The sequence below is a fragment of the Mycobacterium sp. NTMscope_MAC_269 genome (genome assembly GCF_976985695.1).
Map to the genome: position 1 here is coordinate 2695340 of NZ_OZ335668.1, position 16042 is coordinate 2711381.

Sequence of the window (16042 nt, forward strand, 5' to 3'; positions counted from 1 at the left end):
GACGCCTCTCAATCGCTTCGGTCGAGTTCGGTCCGCAGCTGCCGGCGCTGCGCCTGTAGTTCCGGCATAATCTCGGCGTACACCGAGGTGAACACCTCGTCGATGTCGAAATCGGGTGCGTCGACCACCGCGTCGCGCAATTCGGTGCGCATTCGCTGTGCGCGGCCAATGATCCGTTCCTCCAGACGTTCCGACCACAGACCCTGGACCCGCAGATAAGTGCGGTACCGCGTTATCGGGTCCAGTGCCGCCCAGTGATCGACTTCCTGCTGCGTCCGGTACCGACTGGGGTCATCGGAGGTGGTGTGCGGGCCGATGCGGTAGGTGATCGCCTCGATCAAGGTCGGGCCATCACCGGCGCGGGCGCGCGCCGCGGCCTCGGCCGTCACCGCGTAGCACGCCAAGACGTCATTGCCATCCACCCGAATTCCGGGCATGCCGTAGCCAATCGCCTTGTGCGCCAGCGAGGGTGCGGCGGTCTGTTTGCAAATCGGCGTCGAGATCGCCCACTGGTTGTTCTGCACGAAGAACACACAGGGCGTGGTGAACACGGCGGCAAAGTTCAGCGCCTCGTGCACGTCTCCCGTGCTGGTGGCACCGTCACCGAGGAAAGCGAGCGTCACCGAATCTTCGCCCAGCCGTTGGGCGGCCATCGCCGCCCCCACGGCGTGCAGGGTCTGGGTGCCGATCGGAATGGCGAGCGGGGCGCAGCACTTCTTGGTGAATTCCAGGCCGCCATGCCAGGTTCCGCGCCATACCGCCCCCACGTGCCCGGGCGGGATGCCGCGCACCAAAAAGGCGCCCAACTCCCGATATTGGGGAAACAACCAGTCGGTCTTGCGCAGGCACGCCGCCGCGCCGATCTGGGCGGCTTCCTGACCGCGACAGGACGCGAAGAGCCCCAGCTCGCCCTGCCGCTTGAGGTTCACGAATTCGGCGTCGAGTTCGCGGGTGATCACCATCAGCTCGTAGAGCCAGCTCAGCGTTTCCGCGGGAAGGTCACGGCCGTAACGGCGTTCGGACGTCGGCGTGCCATCGGCGGCGACGAGTTGCACCGGTTCGAGGTCGACAGCCATGGGCATCTGAGACATCTGCGCCACACCGCCTCCCTCGCTGGGTGCCGCGTGGCCCCACGAGCCACAGCGGGTCACAGCAAACGGTCAGCCGAGACCTACCGCGAGCGGACGTCGATCGCCAGCTACACGAAAGACTTCGCTCGCCGCGACACTGGCGTATTCACCATTATGCCCTCAAATGAGAAGAGACCGCGTTGATTGCGAAGACTGCGGAGCGTGTCGCGGGTGCACCCGGTAGGCCGGTGCCACCGACCGCCGGAACGGTCAGCCGGGGACCGACTCACCCGCCCTGCGCAACGTCATGTGCGCGTGCTTGAGCACCGGGGAGTCGACCATTTGCCCTTCGAACGCGAACACCCCGCGTTCGCTGCGTGCGGCCACCAGCACCCGTCGCGCCCAGTCCAGCCTGTCCTCGCTGGGGCGATACGCCTCGCGCACCACCGGGATCTGGCTGGGATGAATGCACACGGTGCCGCCGAACCCCAGCGCGACCGCGTCCTCGGCCTCGGCCCGCAAGCCGTCGAGGTCGCGGATATCCAGGTGGACCGCGTCGAGCGCCACCCGGCCGAAGGTGGACGCGTTGAGCAGAGCCGTCGACCGCACGTGGTGCGCGACGTCCCGGTAGGTCCCGTCTGCCCAGCGGCTGGAGCTCCCGCCGAGCGTGGCGACCAGGTCCTCGGCGCCCCACATCAGCGCCACCGTGCCCTGCGCCCCGGCGATTTCGGTGGCGAAGACCGCGCCGCGCGGCGTCTCGAGCAGCGCGATCACGTCGCGCGGGGCCAACGCGTCCACCTGCGCCGCCGATTCCGTCTTGGACAGCATCACCGTGGTGTAGGCGGTACCGGCGAGGGCCTCGAGGTCGCGGGGATATTCGTCGGTCTCGGCGGCGTTGATCCGCACGACGGTACGCCCGGGGTCCAGCGGCGTCTCCTGCAAGGCCTTGCGCGCGGCGGGCTTATCGGCCTCGGCCACACCGTCCTCGAGGTCGAGGATCACCACGTCGGCCGCGGCGGCGGCCTTCGCGAAACGTTCGGGACGGTCGGCCGGGCAGAACAGCCATCCGGGGCCGGCGTCGTGCAGGTTCACTTGGCCTCCTGGTCGGGCGGGCGCTTTTGGACCAGCGTGGTGCGCGCGGCGCGCGCGACGACGTCGCCGTGCTGGTTGCGTCCGGTGTGCTCGAGGGTGACGATGCCTTCGCCGGGGCGGCTCTTCGATTCGCGCTTGGCCGTGCACACGGTTTCGGCGTACAGGGTGTCGCCGTGGAAGACGGGCTTGGGGAACGACACCTCGGAGAAGCCGAGGTTCGCCACGATGGTGCCGAGCGTCAGCTGCGACACCGACAGCCCCACCACGGTGGAGAGGGTGAACATCGAGTTCACCAGCCGCTCGCCCCGAAAGCCCGGCTGCTCGGCGGCCCAGGCGGCGTCGAGGTGCAGCGACTGGGTGTTCATGGTCAGCGTGGTGAACAAGACGTTGTCGGCTTCGGTGACCGTGCGGCCGGGGCGGTGCAGGTAGGTGGTGCCGATCTCGAACTCTTCAAACCACAAGCCCCGCTGAATGATTGACTTGCCTTCCGTCACGACAGGCCCAGCGATCGCGCGATGAGCATCAGCTGCACCTCGGTGGTGCCCTCACCGATTTCGAGGATCTTGCTGTCGCGGTAGTGACGCGCCACCGGATACTCGTTCATGAACCCATACCCTCCGTGGATCTGCGTAGCGTCGCGGGCGTTGTCCATCGCCGCTTCCGAGGCGATCATCTTCGCGATGGCCGCCTCCTTCTTGAAGGGCTTGCCCGCCAACATCTTTGCAGCGGCATCGTAGTACGCCGTGCGGGCGACGTGGGCACGCGCCTCCATGCGTGCGATCTTGAAGCTGATCGCCTGGTAGGAGCCGATCGGTTGGCCGAACGACTGGCGCTCCTGGGCGTACTTGACGCTCTCGTCGACGCAGCCCTGTGCCGCCCCGGTCGAGAGCGCGGCGATCGCGATGCGGCCCTCGTCCAGGATCGACAGGAAGTTCGCGTACCCCCGTCCGCGCGCGCCCAGCAGGTTCTCCTCGGGAACTCGGGCGTCGGCGAAGCTGAGCGGGTGGGTGTCCGACGCGTTCCAACCGACCTTGTTGTAGACCGGTTCGACGGTGAATCCCGGCGTGCCGTTGGGCACGATGATCGTCGAGATCTCCCTCTTGCCGTCGGCGGCGGCCCCGGTGACCGCGGTGACGGTGACCAGGGAGGTGATGTCGGTGCCCGAGTTGGTGATGAACTGCTTGGACCCGTTGATCACCCAATCGCCGTTGTCGAGCCGGGCGGTGGTGCGGGTGCCTCCGGCGTCGGAACCCGCGCCCGGCTCCGTTAACCCGAAGCCCGCGAGCGCCCGGCCCGCGACCAGGTCCGGCAGCCACTTCTGCTTCTGCTCTTCGGTGCCGAACCGGTAGATCGGCATGGCACCGAGGCCCACGCCGGCCTCGAGCGTGATCGCCACGGATTGATCGACCTTGCCGAGTTCCTCGAGCGCCAGCGACAGCGCGAAGTAGTCGCCGCCCATACCGCCGTACTCCTCGGGGAAAGGCAGGCCGAACAGCCCCATCTCCCCCATCTTGGCGACGACTTCGTACGGGAAGCTGTGCTCCTCATCGTGTTTGGCCGACACCGGGGCGACGACGGTGCGCGCGAACTCGGCGACGGTGTTCCGCAGATCTTCGTATTCCTTGGGGAGCGTCCCCGCGGTGATGGATGTCGTCATGTCTCGTCCTTGCTTTCTTCTTCCGGGCTCAGCCGGGCCAGCACCTGATCCACGGTTACCTGATCACCCACGGAGACCAACACCTCCACCGTGCCCGAAACCGGTGCGGCCAGCGAATGTTCCATTTTCATCGCCTCCACGACGACCACCACGTCGCCCTCGGAAACCTCGGTGCCGGAGGTGGTTTGGACGGCGATCACGCTGCCGGGCATCGGGCTGACGATCTCGGCCCGCTGCGCGCCCGCGGCGCGATGAATCTTGTTCTCCTCGGCCTCACGCAGATGCCAGGTGCCCCGCTCGTCGGCGATCCACAGGTGCCGGTCGGCTTCAGCCCATCGGTAGTCGCGACGCAGGCCGCCGATCACCGCGCTCATCCGCGCCGGCTCGACATATACGGCGGCCGAACGGGTTTCGCCGTCGCCGACCTGCACCGCGGCGGACTCGGGAAGCCCCCACACCGACACCGTCTCGCTGCGTAGCGGGGTTCGCATGTCGGTGCGAACCGGCGCCGCGCTGCCGCCGACGCGCCATCCCGTGGGTGCCGCCCAGGGATTGCCGGCGAAGTGGCGTGCCCGGGTGGCCAGCGCCGATTGCCGGTAGAGCCCGGCCGCCGCGAGCACGTCATCGGGGGCCGGTAGCGGGGCGAAGTCCGCCAGCCGCTCGTCCAGCAGCGCGGTGTCCAGCTCGCCGGCCCGCACCCGCTCGTCGGCGAGCAGGAACCTCAGGAATTCGATATTGGTCTGCACGCCCAGGATTGCGGTTTGGCTCAGCGCCCGGTCGAGTTTCGCCAGCGCCTCGTCGCGGTCGGCGCCGTAGGCGATCACCTTGCTCAGCATCGGGTCGTAGTCGCTGCCGACCACCGTGCCGGGCAGCAGCGACGAGTCGACCCGCACCCCGTCACCGGAGGGTTCGAAGACCTGTAGCACCCGCCCGCCGGTGGGCAGGAATCCGCGCGCCGGATCCTCGGCGTACACGCGGGCCTCGATCGCGTGCCCGCGCAGTTCGACGTCGTCCTGGGCGAACGTCAGCTTCTCGCGGGCGGCGACCCGTAGCTGCCACTCCACCAGGTCCAGCCCGGTGACCGCCTCGGTGACCGGATGCTCGACCTGCAGGCGGGTGTTCATCTCCATGAAGAAGAACTCGTCGGGACGGTCGGCGGAGACGATGAACTCGACCGTGCCCGCGCCGACGTAGTCGACGCTGCGCGCGGTGTCGCAGGCGGCCGACCCGATGCGCGCGCGCGTCGCCTCGTCAAGCAACGGTGACGGCGCTTCTTCGATGACCTTCTGATGGCGCCGCTGCAGGCTGCACTCCCGCTCGCCGAGGTGCACGACGTTGCCGTGCGTGTCGGCGAGCACTTGCACCTCGATGTGCCTGGGGCGCAACACGAATCGCTCCAGGAAGAGGGTGTCGTCGCCAAAGGACGAGGCGGCCTCGCGGCGCGCGCCCACCAAAGCTTCGCGCAGCTTGCCCGGCTCTTCCACCAAGCGCATGCCCTTGCCGCCGCCGCCAGCCGACGGCTTGATCAGCACCGGGTATCCGACCTCGTCCGCGGCCGCGACCAGCTCGTCGTCGCTCAGCCCCGGTTTGGCCACGCCGGGAACCACCGGGACGTCGAAGGCGGCGACCGCGTTCTTGGCGGTGATCTTGTCGCCCATCACCTGGATCGCCTGCGCGGGAGGCCCCAGGAAAACCACACCGGCCCGCTCGCAGGCCGCAGCGAAATCGGCGTTCTCGGAGAGGAATCCGTACCCCGGGTGAATCGCCTGAGATCCGGTGCGCACGGCCGCGTCGACCACCTTCTCGATATTCAGGTAGCTCTCGCGCGCCGCCGCGGGTCCCAGTCGGACCGCATCGTCGGCCTCGAGGACGTGCCGCGCGCCGGCATCGGGGTCGCTGTAGACGGCCACCGACCGAATGCCCAGCCGGCGCAGCGTCCGGATCACCCGCACCGCGATCTCGCCGCGGTTTGCCACCAATACTGTCTCGAACACTGCACTCACATCCGGAAGACGCCGTAGGAGACGGGTTCCAACGGTGCTTGGGCGCACACCGAAAGGGCAAGCCCGACAAATGTTCTCGTGTCAGCCGGGTCGATGATCCCGTCGTCCCACAGCCGGGCCGTCGAATAATACGGGTTGCCCTGGTCCTCGTACTGTCCGCGGATCGGCGCCTTGAACGCCTCTTCCTCGTCGGCCGACCATGGTTTGCCCGCCGCGCTGAGCTGCTCACCGCGCACGGTGGCCAGCACGGAGGCGGCCTGCTCGCCGCCCATCACCGAGATCCGGGCGTTGGGCCACATCCACAAGAAGCGCGGCGAGTACGCCCGACCACACATCGAATAGTTGCCCGCCCCATAGGATCCGCCGATCACGACGGTCAGTTTGGGCACCCGGGCGCAGGCGACGGCGGTGACCATCTTGGCGCCGTGCTTGGCGATGCCCCCGGCCTCGTAGTCCCGGCCCACCATGAACCCGGCGATGTTCTGCAAAAACAGCAGCGGGATCTTGCGCTTGTCGCACAACTCGATGAAATGCGCACCCTTCAAAGCGGATTCGCTGAAGAGCACCCCGTTGTTGGCCACGATCCCCACCGGGTGGCCGTGGATGTGGGCGAACGCGGTCACCAGGGTCTTGCCGTAGTTGGCCTTGAATTCGCTGAATTCGCCGCCGTCGACCAGCCGCACGATGACCTCGTGCACGTCGTAGGGCACCCGCGGGTCCGGTGGCACCACGTCGTAGAGCTCGGTTTGCGCGCACGGCGGCGGGACCGGGGACCGCACCTCCCACGGGCTGGGCTCACGCGGGCCGAAGGTGGCGGCGATCGAGCGGACAATCCGCAACGCGTGTTCGTCGTCGTCGGCGAGGTGGTCGGTGACGCCGGAAACCCGCGAGTGCAGGTCGCCGCCGCCGAGGTCCTCGGCCGACACGATCTCGCCGGTCGCCGCCTTGACCAGTGGCGGGCCGCCCAAAAAGATGGTGCCCTGCTCGCGGACGATGACGGCCTCGTCGCTCATCGCCGGCACGTAGGCCCCGCCGGCCGTGCACGACCCCAGCACCGCGGCGACTTGCGGAATTCCCTTGGCGCTCATAGTCGCCTGGTTGAAGAAGATGCGGCCGAAGTGCTCGCGGTCGGGAAAGACCTCGTCCTGGCGCGGCAGGAACGCGCCGCCGGAGTCGACCAGGTAGATGCACGGCAGCCGGTTCTGCAACGCCACCTCTTGGGCGCGCAGGTGCTTTTTGACCGTCATCGGGTAGTAGGTGCCGCCCTTGACGGTGGCGTCGTTGGCGACGATGACGCACTCGCGCTCGGACACTCGGCCGATGCCGGTGATGATGCCGGCTCCGGGCGATTCGTCGTCGTACATGCCGTCGGCTGCCAGCGGTGAGAGCTCCAAAAACGGGCTGCCGGGATCGAGCAGGCGGTCCACCCGTTCGCGCGGCAACAGCTTCCCGCGGCTGACGTGGCGTTCCCGCGCGCGCTCGTTGCCGCCGAGCGCGGCCGCGGCCAGCCTGGTGTTGAGCTCGCCGACCAGCCGGCGGTGCTCGTCGGCGAACGACGCCTCGGGAGCCTTCGCCGGCGCGGTCATCACCTTGTCCATCGCCGCAGCAGCCTCCTTGCCGTCGGGCGGTACACCTTTTGAGTTAATACTCATTAACTCGGGGCTTGAGAATACCATTGCCGTCGGTGCCGGTCCAGGGAGCACGGTACCCGGCGAAAAACGCGAGTTAATTGCGAATAACTCGTGCTACGTTGGTGACGATTCACCACACGGAGGTCCGTCATGACAGCGTCTGCCTCCGAAGGCCAGGCCGCCGGCGCCGACGCCCCAAATCGTCGGAGCCAGTTGAAATCCGACCGCCGCTTACAACTGTTGTCCGCCGCCGAACGGTTGTTCGCCGAACGTGGATTTCTCGCGGTGCGACTGGAAGACATCGGCGCCGCGGCCGGCGTCAGCGGTCCCGCCATCTACCGCCATTTCCCCAACAAAGAATCGCTTCTGGTCGAATTACTAGTGGGAATCAGCACCCGGTTGCTCGCCGGCGCGCGGCAGGTGCGGTCCCATAGCTCCGATGCCGCCGTCGCGCTGGACGGGTTGATCGACTTCCATCTCGACTTCGCCTTGACCGAACCCGACCTGATCCGCATCCAAGATCGCGACCTGGCGTATTTGCCCAGGGCGGCCGAAAAGCAGGTGCGTAAAGCGCAGCGCCAATACGTCGAGGTCTGGGTGGGGGTGCTGCGCGAGCTGAACCCACAGCTGGCCGAGGCCGACGCCCGGCTGACCGCGCACGCCGCGTTCGGCCTGCTGAATTCGACGCCGCACAGCATGAAATCTCCGGATACCTCGCGCAGCAAGAGCGTGCGCACCGTCATGCGCGCGATGACGACCGCCGCGCTCGCGGCCGGAAATCAGTGCCCCTGAGCTCCGCGTCACAAGGGAGTAAGCGCTTCAGCGCATCGCCCAGGTACCCTGCAAGCCATGAGGTGGACATGAACGATTCACGTCCCACCGAGCGGTTTAGTCCATCGCTACCGGGGCCGCAGCAGCCGCGGTACGCGCCGCCCGCCGATCCTGCATACGCCGATCAGACGCCGTACGCCCCCACCTATGGCGGGACGATGTCGCCCTGGGCGCCCACCACCAACGAGACGAACACGACCAGGCGGTTGCCGGCGTATTGGCAGCAAGACCTTCCTCCGTCGGACGAGCTGCACGCGCAGGGCATGGCTCCCCTACCGCCTGGGGGACCGAAATCGCCGCGCTGGCTGTGGATCGCCGCCGGCGCGGCGGTGCTGCTGGTCATCGCTTTGGTGATTGCGCTGGCGCTCGCCAACGACGCGATCAAGACCCAGACCGCCGTCCCGCCGTTGCCGGCGATGCCGGAGCCGAGTCCGGACAGCCCGACCCCCTCGGCGCGCAAGTCGCCGACCCTCATCCCGGCGCCGATACCGCCGACGACCGTCCCGGGGCTGCCCACCCCGACGACCGGCCCGGCGGCCATGCAGGACGTCGTCTACACCGTCACGGGCGAGGGCCGCGCGATCAGCATCATGTACATCGACACCGGCGATCTCATCCAGACCGAATTCAACGTCGCGCTGCCGTGGAGCAAGCAAGTCAGTCTGGCGAAATCGGCCGTCCATCCGGCCAACGTCACGATCGTCAACATCGGGCACAGCGTCACCTGCACCGTCACCGTCAACGGCGTTCAGGTGAGCAAGCGCGTCGGCGGCGGGCTGACGATCTGCGACGCCCGGGGCTGACGCCTCGCCGCCCCACGTACATATCCCCCACGCTCGAGACGCCCCTACACGGGCTCGGTGACCGGGGCGCCGCGCTGCGGAACGCGGACCACCAGCATCGCCACCAGCCCCGCGATCAAGACCAGCGAAATCCCGCCGAGGCCGGCGCGCACGGCGCCGAACACGTCGACGAACACCGAGAACAGCCACGGCGCCAGGAACGCCACGGCCCGCCCGGTCATGGTGTAGAGGCCGAACGCGACGCCTTCCCCGCCGTGTTTGGCCATCTGCAGCAGCAGGGCCCGCGACGACGACTGCGTCGGCCCGATGAACATGCACAGCAGCAGCCCGCACACCCAGAAGGCGACCGGCCCGGACGACACCATCAACGTCAGCCCCAGGGTGATGATCGCGGCGAGGGAGGCCAGGATGACGGGTTTCGAGCCGACCCGGTGGTCGACGAACCCGCCCAGCACCGCGCCGACCGCGGCGACGACGCACGCCGCCACCCCGAAAATCAGCACGTCCGCCTGGGAGATGCCGTACACGTTGACGCCGAGCACCGCGCCGAAGGCGAAGATCGCCGCCAGCCCATCCCGGAACAACGCGCTGGCGACCAGGAAGTACACCAGGTTGCGGTCGCGGCGCCATTCCGCGGACACCTCGGTCCACAGCTTGCGGTAACCGCCCAACATGCTCGTGGGCCGATACGCCTCGGCCGGCTCGCTCAGTCGCTGCGCCACGAACAGCAACGGCAGCGCGAACACCGCCAGCCAGGCCGCGGCCACCAGCATCGCCTCGCGGACATAAAGCCCGTCCTGCAAGGGAATTCGCAGCAGTCCGCGGGTGGCGCCCGGTCCCGAGTCCGATCCGGAGATGAAGCCGGTGTAGATCACCAGCAACAGCAGGACGCTGCCGCCGTAACCTGCCGCCCAGCCGAATCCGGATATCCGGCCGGCCGTCTGCGGTGTCGAAAGCTGACGCAGCATGGCGTTGTACGGGACGCTGGCCAGGTCCCCGCAGGCCGCCGTCGCCCCCAACAGCACCAGACCCGCCCACAGGTAGCCGGGCCGGTCGCGGATGAAGAACATCGAGCTGGTCAGCGCCACCGCCGCGGCGGTCAGCACGCTCAGCGCCACCCGCCGGCGATGCGGTGACTCCACCCACACGCCGACGGCGGGCGCCAAAACCGCGACGGTCAACCCCGCGATGGCCGCCGCGCGGCCCAGCCAGCTCGCCGGGGTGGTGCTGCCCCCGATGCCCACCCCGACGCTGCTGGTCAGATACACGGCGAAGACAAAGGTGGCCACGATCGCGTTCAGCCCGGTCGAGCCGCAGTCCCACAGCGCCCACGCGACGACGCGAGACCGCACGGGGGCGGCGGAACGCAACTCCGGCTGACTCATGCCCGGCACTCTAGCGGCGCCGGCGATCGGCTGCGGATGGCGTTTCGCCGGCTGTCTACGATTGGCGCATGCCGATACCCGCTCCAAGCCCCGAGGCGCGCGCCGTTGTCACCGGAGCTTCGCAGAACATCGGTGAAGCGCTGGCCACCGAACTCGCCGCCCGCGGACACAACCTGATCGTCACCGCGCGACGCGAGGATCTACTCAAGGACCTGGCCGCCCGCCTGTCCGAGAAGTATCACGTCACCGTCGACGTGCGGCCCGCCGATCTGGCCGACCCGGGCGACCGCGCGAAACTGTGCGACGAGTTGGCCGCCCGCCCTATCTCGATCCTGTGCGCCAACGCGGGCACCGCGACCTTCGGTCCGGTCGCCACGCTCGATCCGGCCGCCGAGAAAGCACAATTACAGCTGAACGTCCTTGGGGTGCACGATCTTACGCTGGCGGTGTTGCCCGGCATGGTCGAGCGCAGGGCCGGCGGAATCCTGATTTCCGGTTCGGCCGCCGGCAATTCACCGATCCCCTACAACGCCACCTACGCCGCCACCAAGGCGTTCGTGAATACGTTCACCGAGTCGCTGCGCGGTGAACTCCGCGGGTCCGGCGTCAACGTGACACTGCTGGCGCCCGGCCCGGTCCGCACCGACCTGCCCGCCGAGACCGAAGCGTCGATCGTGGAGCGACTGGTACCAGACTTCCTGTGGATCTCGACGGAGCACACCGCACGGGTGTCGCTGGATGCGTTGGGCCGCAACAAGATGCGCGTCGTTCCCGGCCTGACTTCCAAGGCCATGTCGGTGGCCAGCGGATACGCACCGCGCGCCATCGTGGCGCCCATCGTGGGTGCGTTCTACAAAAAGCTCGGCGGCGGGTAGGCGGCTGGTGGGCAAGCCCGCGCGAGCGTAACGCGGCTTGGGTCCACCACAAGCCCGGCGAGCGTAACGTGGCTGCGATTTGCGGCCCGGATTTTCGCAGCCAGGTTACGCTCGCGACGAACGGCCCCCGCTACTTGCGGCGGCGGGCCCCTTCGCTCACGGGCGTAACGCAGGGGCGGTTTCGCGCGCGATTCTTCGCCGTGGCGTTACGCCCGCGATCGGCGCTCGCGACGAAGGGCCCCTGCTACTTGCGGCGGCGGCCACGGCCGGTGCCGAAAATGCTTCGCACCGCTTCGCGTATCGCCGTGTTGATGCCGCTTTTCACCGTCGGGTTCTGCAGCACTTCCTCCCACATCGACGGCCCTTTGGCGCCTTTGGGCTCGGCGGGCTCCGGCATCGGCGGGACCGGGTCATTCGGCGGGACCGGTGGGTAGTCGGACTGGGTCTGCGGCGGCTGCGACGGGGGGTGCGCATCCTGGGGTTGCGCGGGTTGCTCAGCGGTGTGGCCGTACTTTGCCTGCAGGTCACTGTCTTTGGCCGCGGCCTTGATCGCGTCGTTGCCGATCGAGGCCATCAGCGAGCGGGGCACCCGCATGCGGGTCCACGCGACCGGGGTGGGCGAGCCCTTTTCGGAGAGCACGGTCACGACGGCCTCGCCGATCCCCAGCGACGTCAACGCCGATTCCAGGTCGTAGACATCGGTTTTCGGGTAGGTGCGCACGGTCTTGGACAGCGCCTTCTGGTCGTCGGGGGTGAACGCCCGCAGCGCATGCTGGATTCGCGCGCCCAACTGAGACAGCACGTCGTTGGGCAGATCGGTGGGCAACTGGGTGCAGAAAAACACCCCGACGCCCTTGGAGCGGATCAGCTTGACGGTCTGTTCGACCTGCTCGAGGAAGGCCTTGGACGCGTCGGCGAACAGCAAGTGCGCCTCGTCGAAGAAGAAGACCAGCTTGGGCTTGTCGATGTCACCGACCTCGTCCAGGACCGTGAAAAGGTCTGCCAGCAACCACATCAGGAAGGTGGAGAAGATGACCGGACGCAGCGACTGGCCGCCGAACTCCAGCAGTGAGATAGTGCCGCGACCCGCGTCGACGCGCAGCAGATCGTTCGGGTCGAGCTTCGGCTCGCCGAAGAACGTGTCGCCGCCCTCACCCTCGAGGTTCACCAGCGCGCGCAGGATGACACCTGCCGTCGTAGACGACACGCCGCCAAGGGATTTCAGGTCGGCCTTACCCTCCTCGCTGGTCAGGTGGGTGATCGCATCACGCAGATTGGCCAGGGTGACCAACTGGTAGTTCTTTTCCTTGGCCCAGTGGAAGATCAGGCCCAGGGTCGACTCTTGAGTCGCGTTGAGCCCCAGCACTTTCGACAGAAGGACCGGGCCGAAGCTGTCGACGGTGGCCCGAACCGGCACGCCGAGTCCGCCGGTGCCCAGGGACAGGAACTCCACCGGGAACCCCGTCGGCTCCCACGTGTCGCCCGTGTCGCGGGCGCGCGCCGCAGTCTTGTCGTTGCCCTCCCCCGCCGTGGACAGCCCAGACAGGTCGCCCTTCACGTCGGCCATCAGCACGGGCACGCCCGCGGCACTGAGCTGTTCGGCGATCAGCTGCAGCGTTTTGGTCTTGCCGGTTCCGGTGGCGCCGGCCACCAGTCCGTGCCGGTTCACCGTCGCCAGCGGAATGCGGATCTGCGCGCCCGGGTCGACAGTGCCGTCGACCACGACGGTGCCCAATTCCAGTGCCTGGCCGTCGACGGCGTAGCCGTCCGCGATCCGGTTCGCCGCTGTTGCCTCTGAATCGGTGCTCATCGTGCTGCGCCCCTCTTCCCCAGTGATTCGGCATGCAGTTCGACAACGCTCACCCTACTTCTCGGGCGGATCCGGGGGCGAGACCCAGCGTGGCGACCCGCCGCGCCCGGCTCCGCCGCCCTTGCGGTCGCGCCTCCTCCGACGGTGGCAACCCGCCGCGCCCGGCTCCGCCGCGCTTGCGGTCGCGCCTCCTCCGACGGTGGCAACCCGCCGCGCCCGGCTCCGCCGCGCTTGCGGTCGCCACTAGTCTGAGCGCTGTGCGAGACGAATTGGTGTGGATCGACTGCGAAATGACCGGACTCGACCTCGGTTCGGACAAGCTGATCGAAATCGCGGCCCTGGTCACCGACGCCGATCTGAACATCCTTGGCGACGGAGTGGACGTGGTGATCCACGCCGACGACGCCGCGCTGGAAGCGATGGGTGACGTGGTGACCGAAATGCATTCGCGCTCCGGGCTGATCGACGAGGTGCGGGCATCCACTGTGGACCTGGCGACCGCCGAAGCGATGGTGCTCGACTACATCGGCCAACACGTCAAGCAACCCAAGACGGCGCCGCTCGCCGGAAACTCGATCGCCACCGACCGCGCATTCATCGTGCGCGACATGCCCGCCCTGGACACGTTCCTGCACTACCGCATGATCGATGTGAGTTCGATCAAAGAGCTCTGCCGGCGCTGGTATCCGCGGATCTACTTCGGTCAGCCCACCAAGGGGCTCGCCCACCGCGCACTGGCCGACATCCATGAATCGATCCGCGAATTGCAGTTCTATCGGCGCACCGCGTTCGTGTCCCCACCGGGCCCGTCTACCAGCGAAATCGAGGCGGTAGTCACCTCCCTTGACGGCGGAAAAGACGCACCGGGACCAAGCGATTCGGCCAGCGCGCCGACGAGCCGCTAGTATCTACAGTCGCTGCTCGTGCAGGCCTGCGGGCCGGCACACAGCCATGGTGGGTGTAGTTCAGTTGGTAGAGCGTCAGGTTGTGATCCTGAATGTCGCGGGTTCGAGTCCCGTCACTCACCCCATTGGTCAGGGAGCATCGCCGCTCCCTGACCTTTTACGGTGGTAGCGACTCCGCGCACCGCTGTCGCGTCCACGAGTGGAAGCCAGTGAACAGACGACGCCCTGTCTCGCCCCCGAAGCGAGCGACGCAAGCCGCGCTCACGGCGCTCGCGTTGCTTCTCGCGGGCTGCGGCGGATCGAGCCACACGGCGACCACCGTCATCTCGACCCGGCCGGCGGAGACCAAAACGGTGACGAAGACCGTCGCGCCGCCACCCCCGCCGGGACCGAAGTCGTCCATCGAGGCCAACGGCACCTACATCGTGAACAAGGACATCGCCGCGGGCACCTATCGCACCGACGGCGGCAAATACGGGTGCTATTGGGCGAGGCTGCGCAGTTTCGACACCAACGACATCATCGACAACAACGTCGGCGACGGCCCCCAGGTGGTTCAGATTTTGCCGACCGATACCGCGTTCATGACCCGAAGCTGCGGAAGCTGGCACAAGATCGACTGACGGACCGATCAGGTGTTGGCGTTGCCCGCCTTCCACTCCGGCCACGGGATGTTCCAGTCGCCGAGCCCCTCGATCCCCGGCAGGGTGGGCCCCACCGTGTGAACAACCTCGACGATGTCACCGCTCTTGCTGTGGTCGTAGAACCATTCGGCGTTGCTGGGACTGACGTTCAGGCAGCCGTGGCTGGTGTTGGTGTGGCCTTGGGCGCCGACCGACCACGGCGCGGAGTGCACAAAGACTCCGCTGTAGGACATTTGGGTGGCCCAGTCAACCTCGGTGCGATACCCGTTGGGCGAGTTGACCGGAACGCCATAGGTCGACGAATCCATGATCATGTGTTTGAACCGCGCGCCAATGATGTAGACGCCGTTGGCCGTTGGCGTGCTGTCCTTGCCCATCGACGTCGGCATGGTCTTGACGACTTCACCGTTGACCCGCACGGTCACCGTCTTCGTGGTGTCGTCGGCGGTCGAAATCACCTCATCGCCAATGGTGAAGTGCGTCTTGACGTTGTCCTCACCGAACATTCCGTCGCCCAGATCCACCCCGTAGGTGTTGACGGCCACGTCGATGGACGTCCCAGACTTCCAGAAATGCTCTGGGCGCCAACGCACTTCACGATTGGTGAGCCAGTAGAACGCGCCCTCCACCGGCGGGTTGGTGGTGATGTTGATGGCTTTCTGCGCCGCCGCCCGGTCCGCGATGTTCTCGTCGAAGCGGATCGCCACCGGCTCGCCGATGCCCACCACGTCACCGTCGACCGGACTGACGTACGGCATGGTCAGGTGGGCGGGTGAACTCGTCGCGAAGGTCATCTGCTTGCTGGCCGCGCCACCCAGCCCCGTCGCCTTGACATTCAGCGTGTAGCGCCGGTTATAGCCGAGCTGCTCGGTGGTGGACCAGCGCAGGCCGTCGGGGCTCAGCTTCCCGCTGATCGACCTGCCATTTTCGTTGACCATGGTGACCGATGCGAGCACGCCGTCGGCGACGCTCACCGTCACCGGTGCATCCACCGTCACGCCGACGGCGCCGTCGGTCACCGAGGAGGTCAGCTTGGGAACCAGCAGGTCGGCAAACGGAGTGCCCTTGTCGAAGATGACCTTCGCCGGCGCGGCCGCGTGGTTGCCACCGCAGGCGACGGCAAACACAGCGACCGTGGCCATCGCGGCTGCCAGCCACGATCGGCGTCCACGCAAAGGCGTCATCCAGTGACCTTCCATTCAATTCTCGAAGTTGGTCACCGCTGACCTAGCTGCAGGCATTCTAGAGGGTTTAGCCGACTCCACATGCCCACACCGACCAGGGCGGCCGATCGGTGTCTCCGCCGCAATGACTTCGTCACTCGAGCCAGGTCAGC

14 protein-coding genes and 1 tRNA gene are annotated in these 16042 nt (G+C 67.5%); 6 read left to right on the top strand and 9 right to left on the bottom strand.

Annotation, left to right across the window (positions count from 1 at the left end; genetic code table 11):
- Nucleotides 1-8 precede the first annotated feature (8 nt).
- The 6 genes from pdhA to ACZ50Z_RS12520 all read right to left on the bottom strand — a co-directional run bounded on the left by pdhA (nt 9) and on the right by ACZ50Z_RS12520 (nt 7408).
- On the bottom strand, nt 9-1091 hold the full coding sequence (gene pdhA, locus ACZ50Z_RS12495; protein ID WP_464486211.1) for a pyruvate dehydrogenase (acetyl-transferring) E1 component subunit alpha: 1083 nt from the start codon (nt 1089-1091) through the stop codon (nt 9-11).
- A 249-nt stretch (nt 1092-1340) separates the two neighbouring features.
- Nucleotides 1341-2162, bottom strand: a complete 822-nt coding sequence (locus ACZ50Z_RS12500; protein WP_464483833.1) for an HpcH/HpaI aldolase/citrate lyase family protein — start codon at nt 2160-2162, stop codon at nt 1341-1343.
- Nucleotides 2159-2671: a MaoC family dehydratase gene (locus ACZ50Z_RS12505; protein ID WP_464486212.1), complete on the bottom strand. Its 513-nt coding sequence runs from the start codon at nt 2669-2671 to the stop codon at nt 2159-2161. The genes ACZ50Z_RS12500 and ACZ50Z_RS12505 overlap by 4 nt, the downstream gene beginning before the upstream one ends.
- A complete protein-coding gene (locus ACZ50Z_RS12510; RefSeq protein WP_464483834.1) occupies nt 2653-3819 on the bottom strand; it encodes an acyl-CoA dehydrogenase family protein in 1167 nt (388 codons plus the stop codon). The genes ACZ50Z_RS12505 and ACZ50Z_RS12510 overlap by 19 nt, the downstream gene beginning before the upstream one ends.
- Nucleotides 3816-5813, bottom strand: coding sequence for an acetyl/propionyl/methylcrotonyl-CoA carboxylase subunit alpha (locus tag ACZ50Z_RS12515; protein WP_464483835.1), 1998 nt, complete (start codon nt 5811-5813; stop codon nt 3816-3818). The genes ACZ50Z_RS12510 and ACZ50Z_RS12515 overlap by 4 nt, the downstream gene beginning before the upstream one ends.
- Nucleotides 5814-5818: 5 nt before the next feature.
- A complete protein-coding gene (locus tag ACZ50Z_RS12520; protein WP_464486213.1) occupies nt 5819-7408 on the bottom strand; it encodes a carboxyl transferase domain-containing protein in 1590 nt (529 codons plus the stop codon).
- A 195-nt stretch (nt 7409-7603) separates the two neighbouring features.
- Here ACZ50Z_RS12520 and ACZ50Z_RS12525 point away from each other — a divergent pair, with 195 nt between their 5' ends.
- Nucleotides 7604-8245: an SACE_7040 family transcriptional regulator gene (locus ACZ50Z_RS12525; RefSeq protein ID WP_464483836.1), complete on the top strand. Its 642-nt coding sequence runs from the start codon at nt 7604-7606 to the stop codon at nt 8243-8245.
- Nucleotides 8246-8307: 62 nt separating this feature from the next.
- Nucleotides 8308-9087 carry an MmpS family transport accessory protein gene (locus ACZ50Z_RS12530; RefSeq protein WP_464483837.1) on the top strand — a complete coding sequence of 260 codons (780 nt, stop codon included), beginning with the start codon at nt 8308-8310 and terminating at the stop codon, nt 9085-9087.
- 44 nt (nt 9088-9131) lie between these two features.
- On the opposite strand, the gene ACZ50Z_RS12535 is transcribed toward ACZ50Z_RS12530, so the two are convergent.
- The gene (locus tag ACZ50Z_RS12535; RefSeq protein ID WP_464483838.1) at nt 9132-10472 is read right to left on the bottom strand and encodes an MFS transporter; all 1341 of its coding nucleotides are present in this window, start codon (nt 10470-10472) and stop codon (nt 9132-9134) included.
- 68 nt (nt 10473-10540) lie between these two features.
- Here ACZ50Z_RS12535 and cmrA point away from each other — a divergent pair, with 68 nt between their 5' ends.
- Nucleotides 10541-11347 (top strand): mycolate reductase, encoded by an 807-nt coding sequence (gene cmrA, locus ACZ50Z_RS12540; RefSeq protein ID WP_464483839.1) that lies wholly within the window; start codon nt 10541-10543, stop codon nt 11345-11347.
- 244 nt (nt 11348-11591) lie between these two features.
- Here cmrA and ACZ50Z_RS12545 read toward each other — a convergent pair whose 3' ends face one another.
- Nucleotides 11592-13157 carry a helicase HerA-like domain-containing protein gene (locus ACZ50Z_RS12545; RefSeq protein ID WP_464483840.1) on the bottom strand — a complete coding sequence of 522 codons (1566 nt, stop codon included), beginning with the start codon at nt 13155-13157 and terminating at the stop codon, nt 11592-11594.
- 257 nt (nt 13158-13414) lie between these two features.
- Between ACZ50Z_RS12545 and orn the strand changes: the two genes are divergently transcribed.
- The 3 genes from orn to ACZ50Z_RS12560 all read left to right on the top strand — a co-directional run bounded on the left by orn (nt 13415) and on the right by ACZ50Z_RS12560 (nt 14685).
- Nucleotides 13415-14062 carry an oligoribonuclease gene (gene orn / locus ACZ50Z_RS12550; RefSeq protein ID WP_464483841.1) on the top strand — a complete coding sequence of 216 codons (648 nt, stop codon included), beginning with the start codon at nt 13415-13417 and terminating at the stop codon, nt 14060-14062.
- A gap of 49 nt (nt 14063-14111) precedes the next feature.
- A tRNA-His gene (locus ACZ50Z_RS12555) sits at nt 14112-14187 on the top strand.
- An 84-nt stretch (nt 14188-14271) separates the two neighbouring features.
- Nucleotides 14272-14685 (top strand): hypothetical protein, encoded by a 414-nt coding sequence (locus ACZ50Z_RS12560; RefSeq protein ID WP_464483842.1) that lies wholly within the window; start codon nt 14272-14274, stop codon nt 14683-14685.
- A gap of 8 nt (nt 14686-14693) precedes the next feature.
- Here the strand turns inward: ACZ50Z_RS12560 and ACZ50Z_RS12565 are convergent, their stop codons facing one another.
- Nucleotides 14694-15905, bottom strand: a complete 1212-nt coding sequence (locus ACZ50Z_RS12565) for a L,D-transpeptidase (protein ID WP_464483843.1) — start codon at nt 15903-15905, stop codon at nt 14694-14696.
- Between the last annotated feature and the right edge of the window lie 137 nt (nt 15906-16042).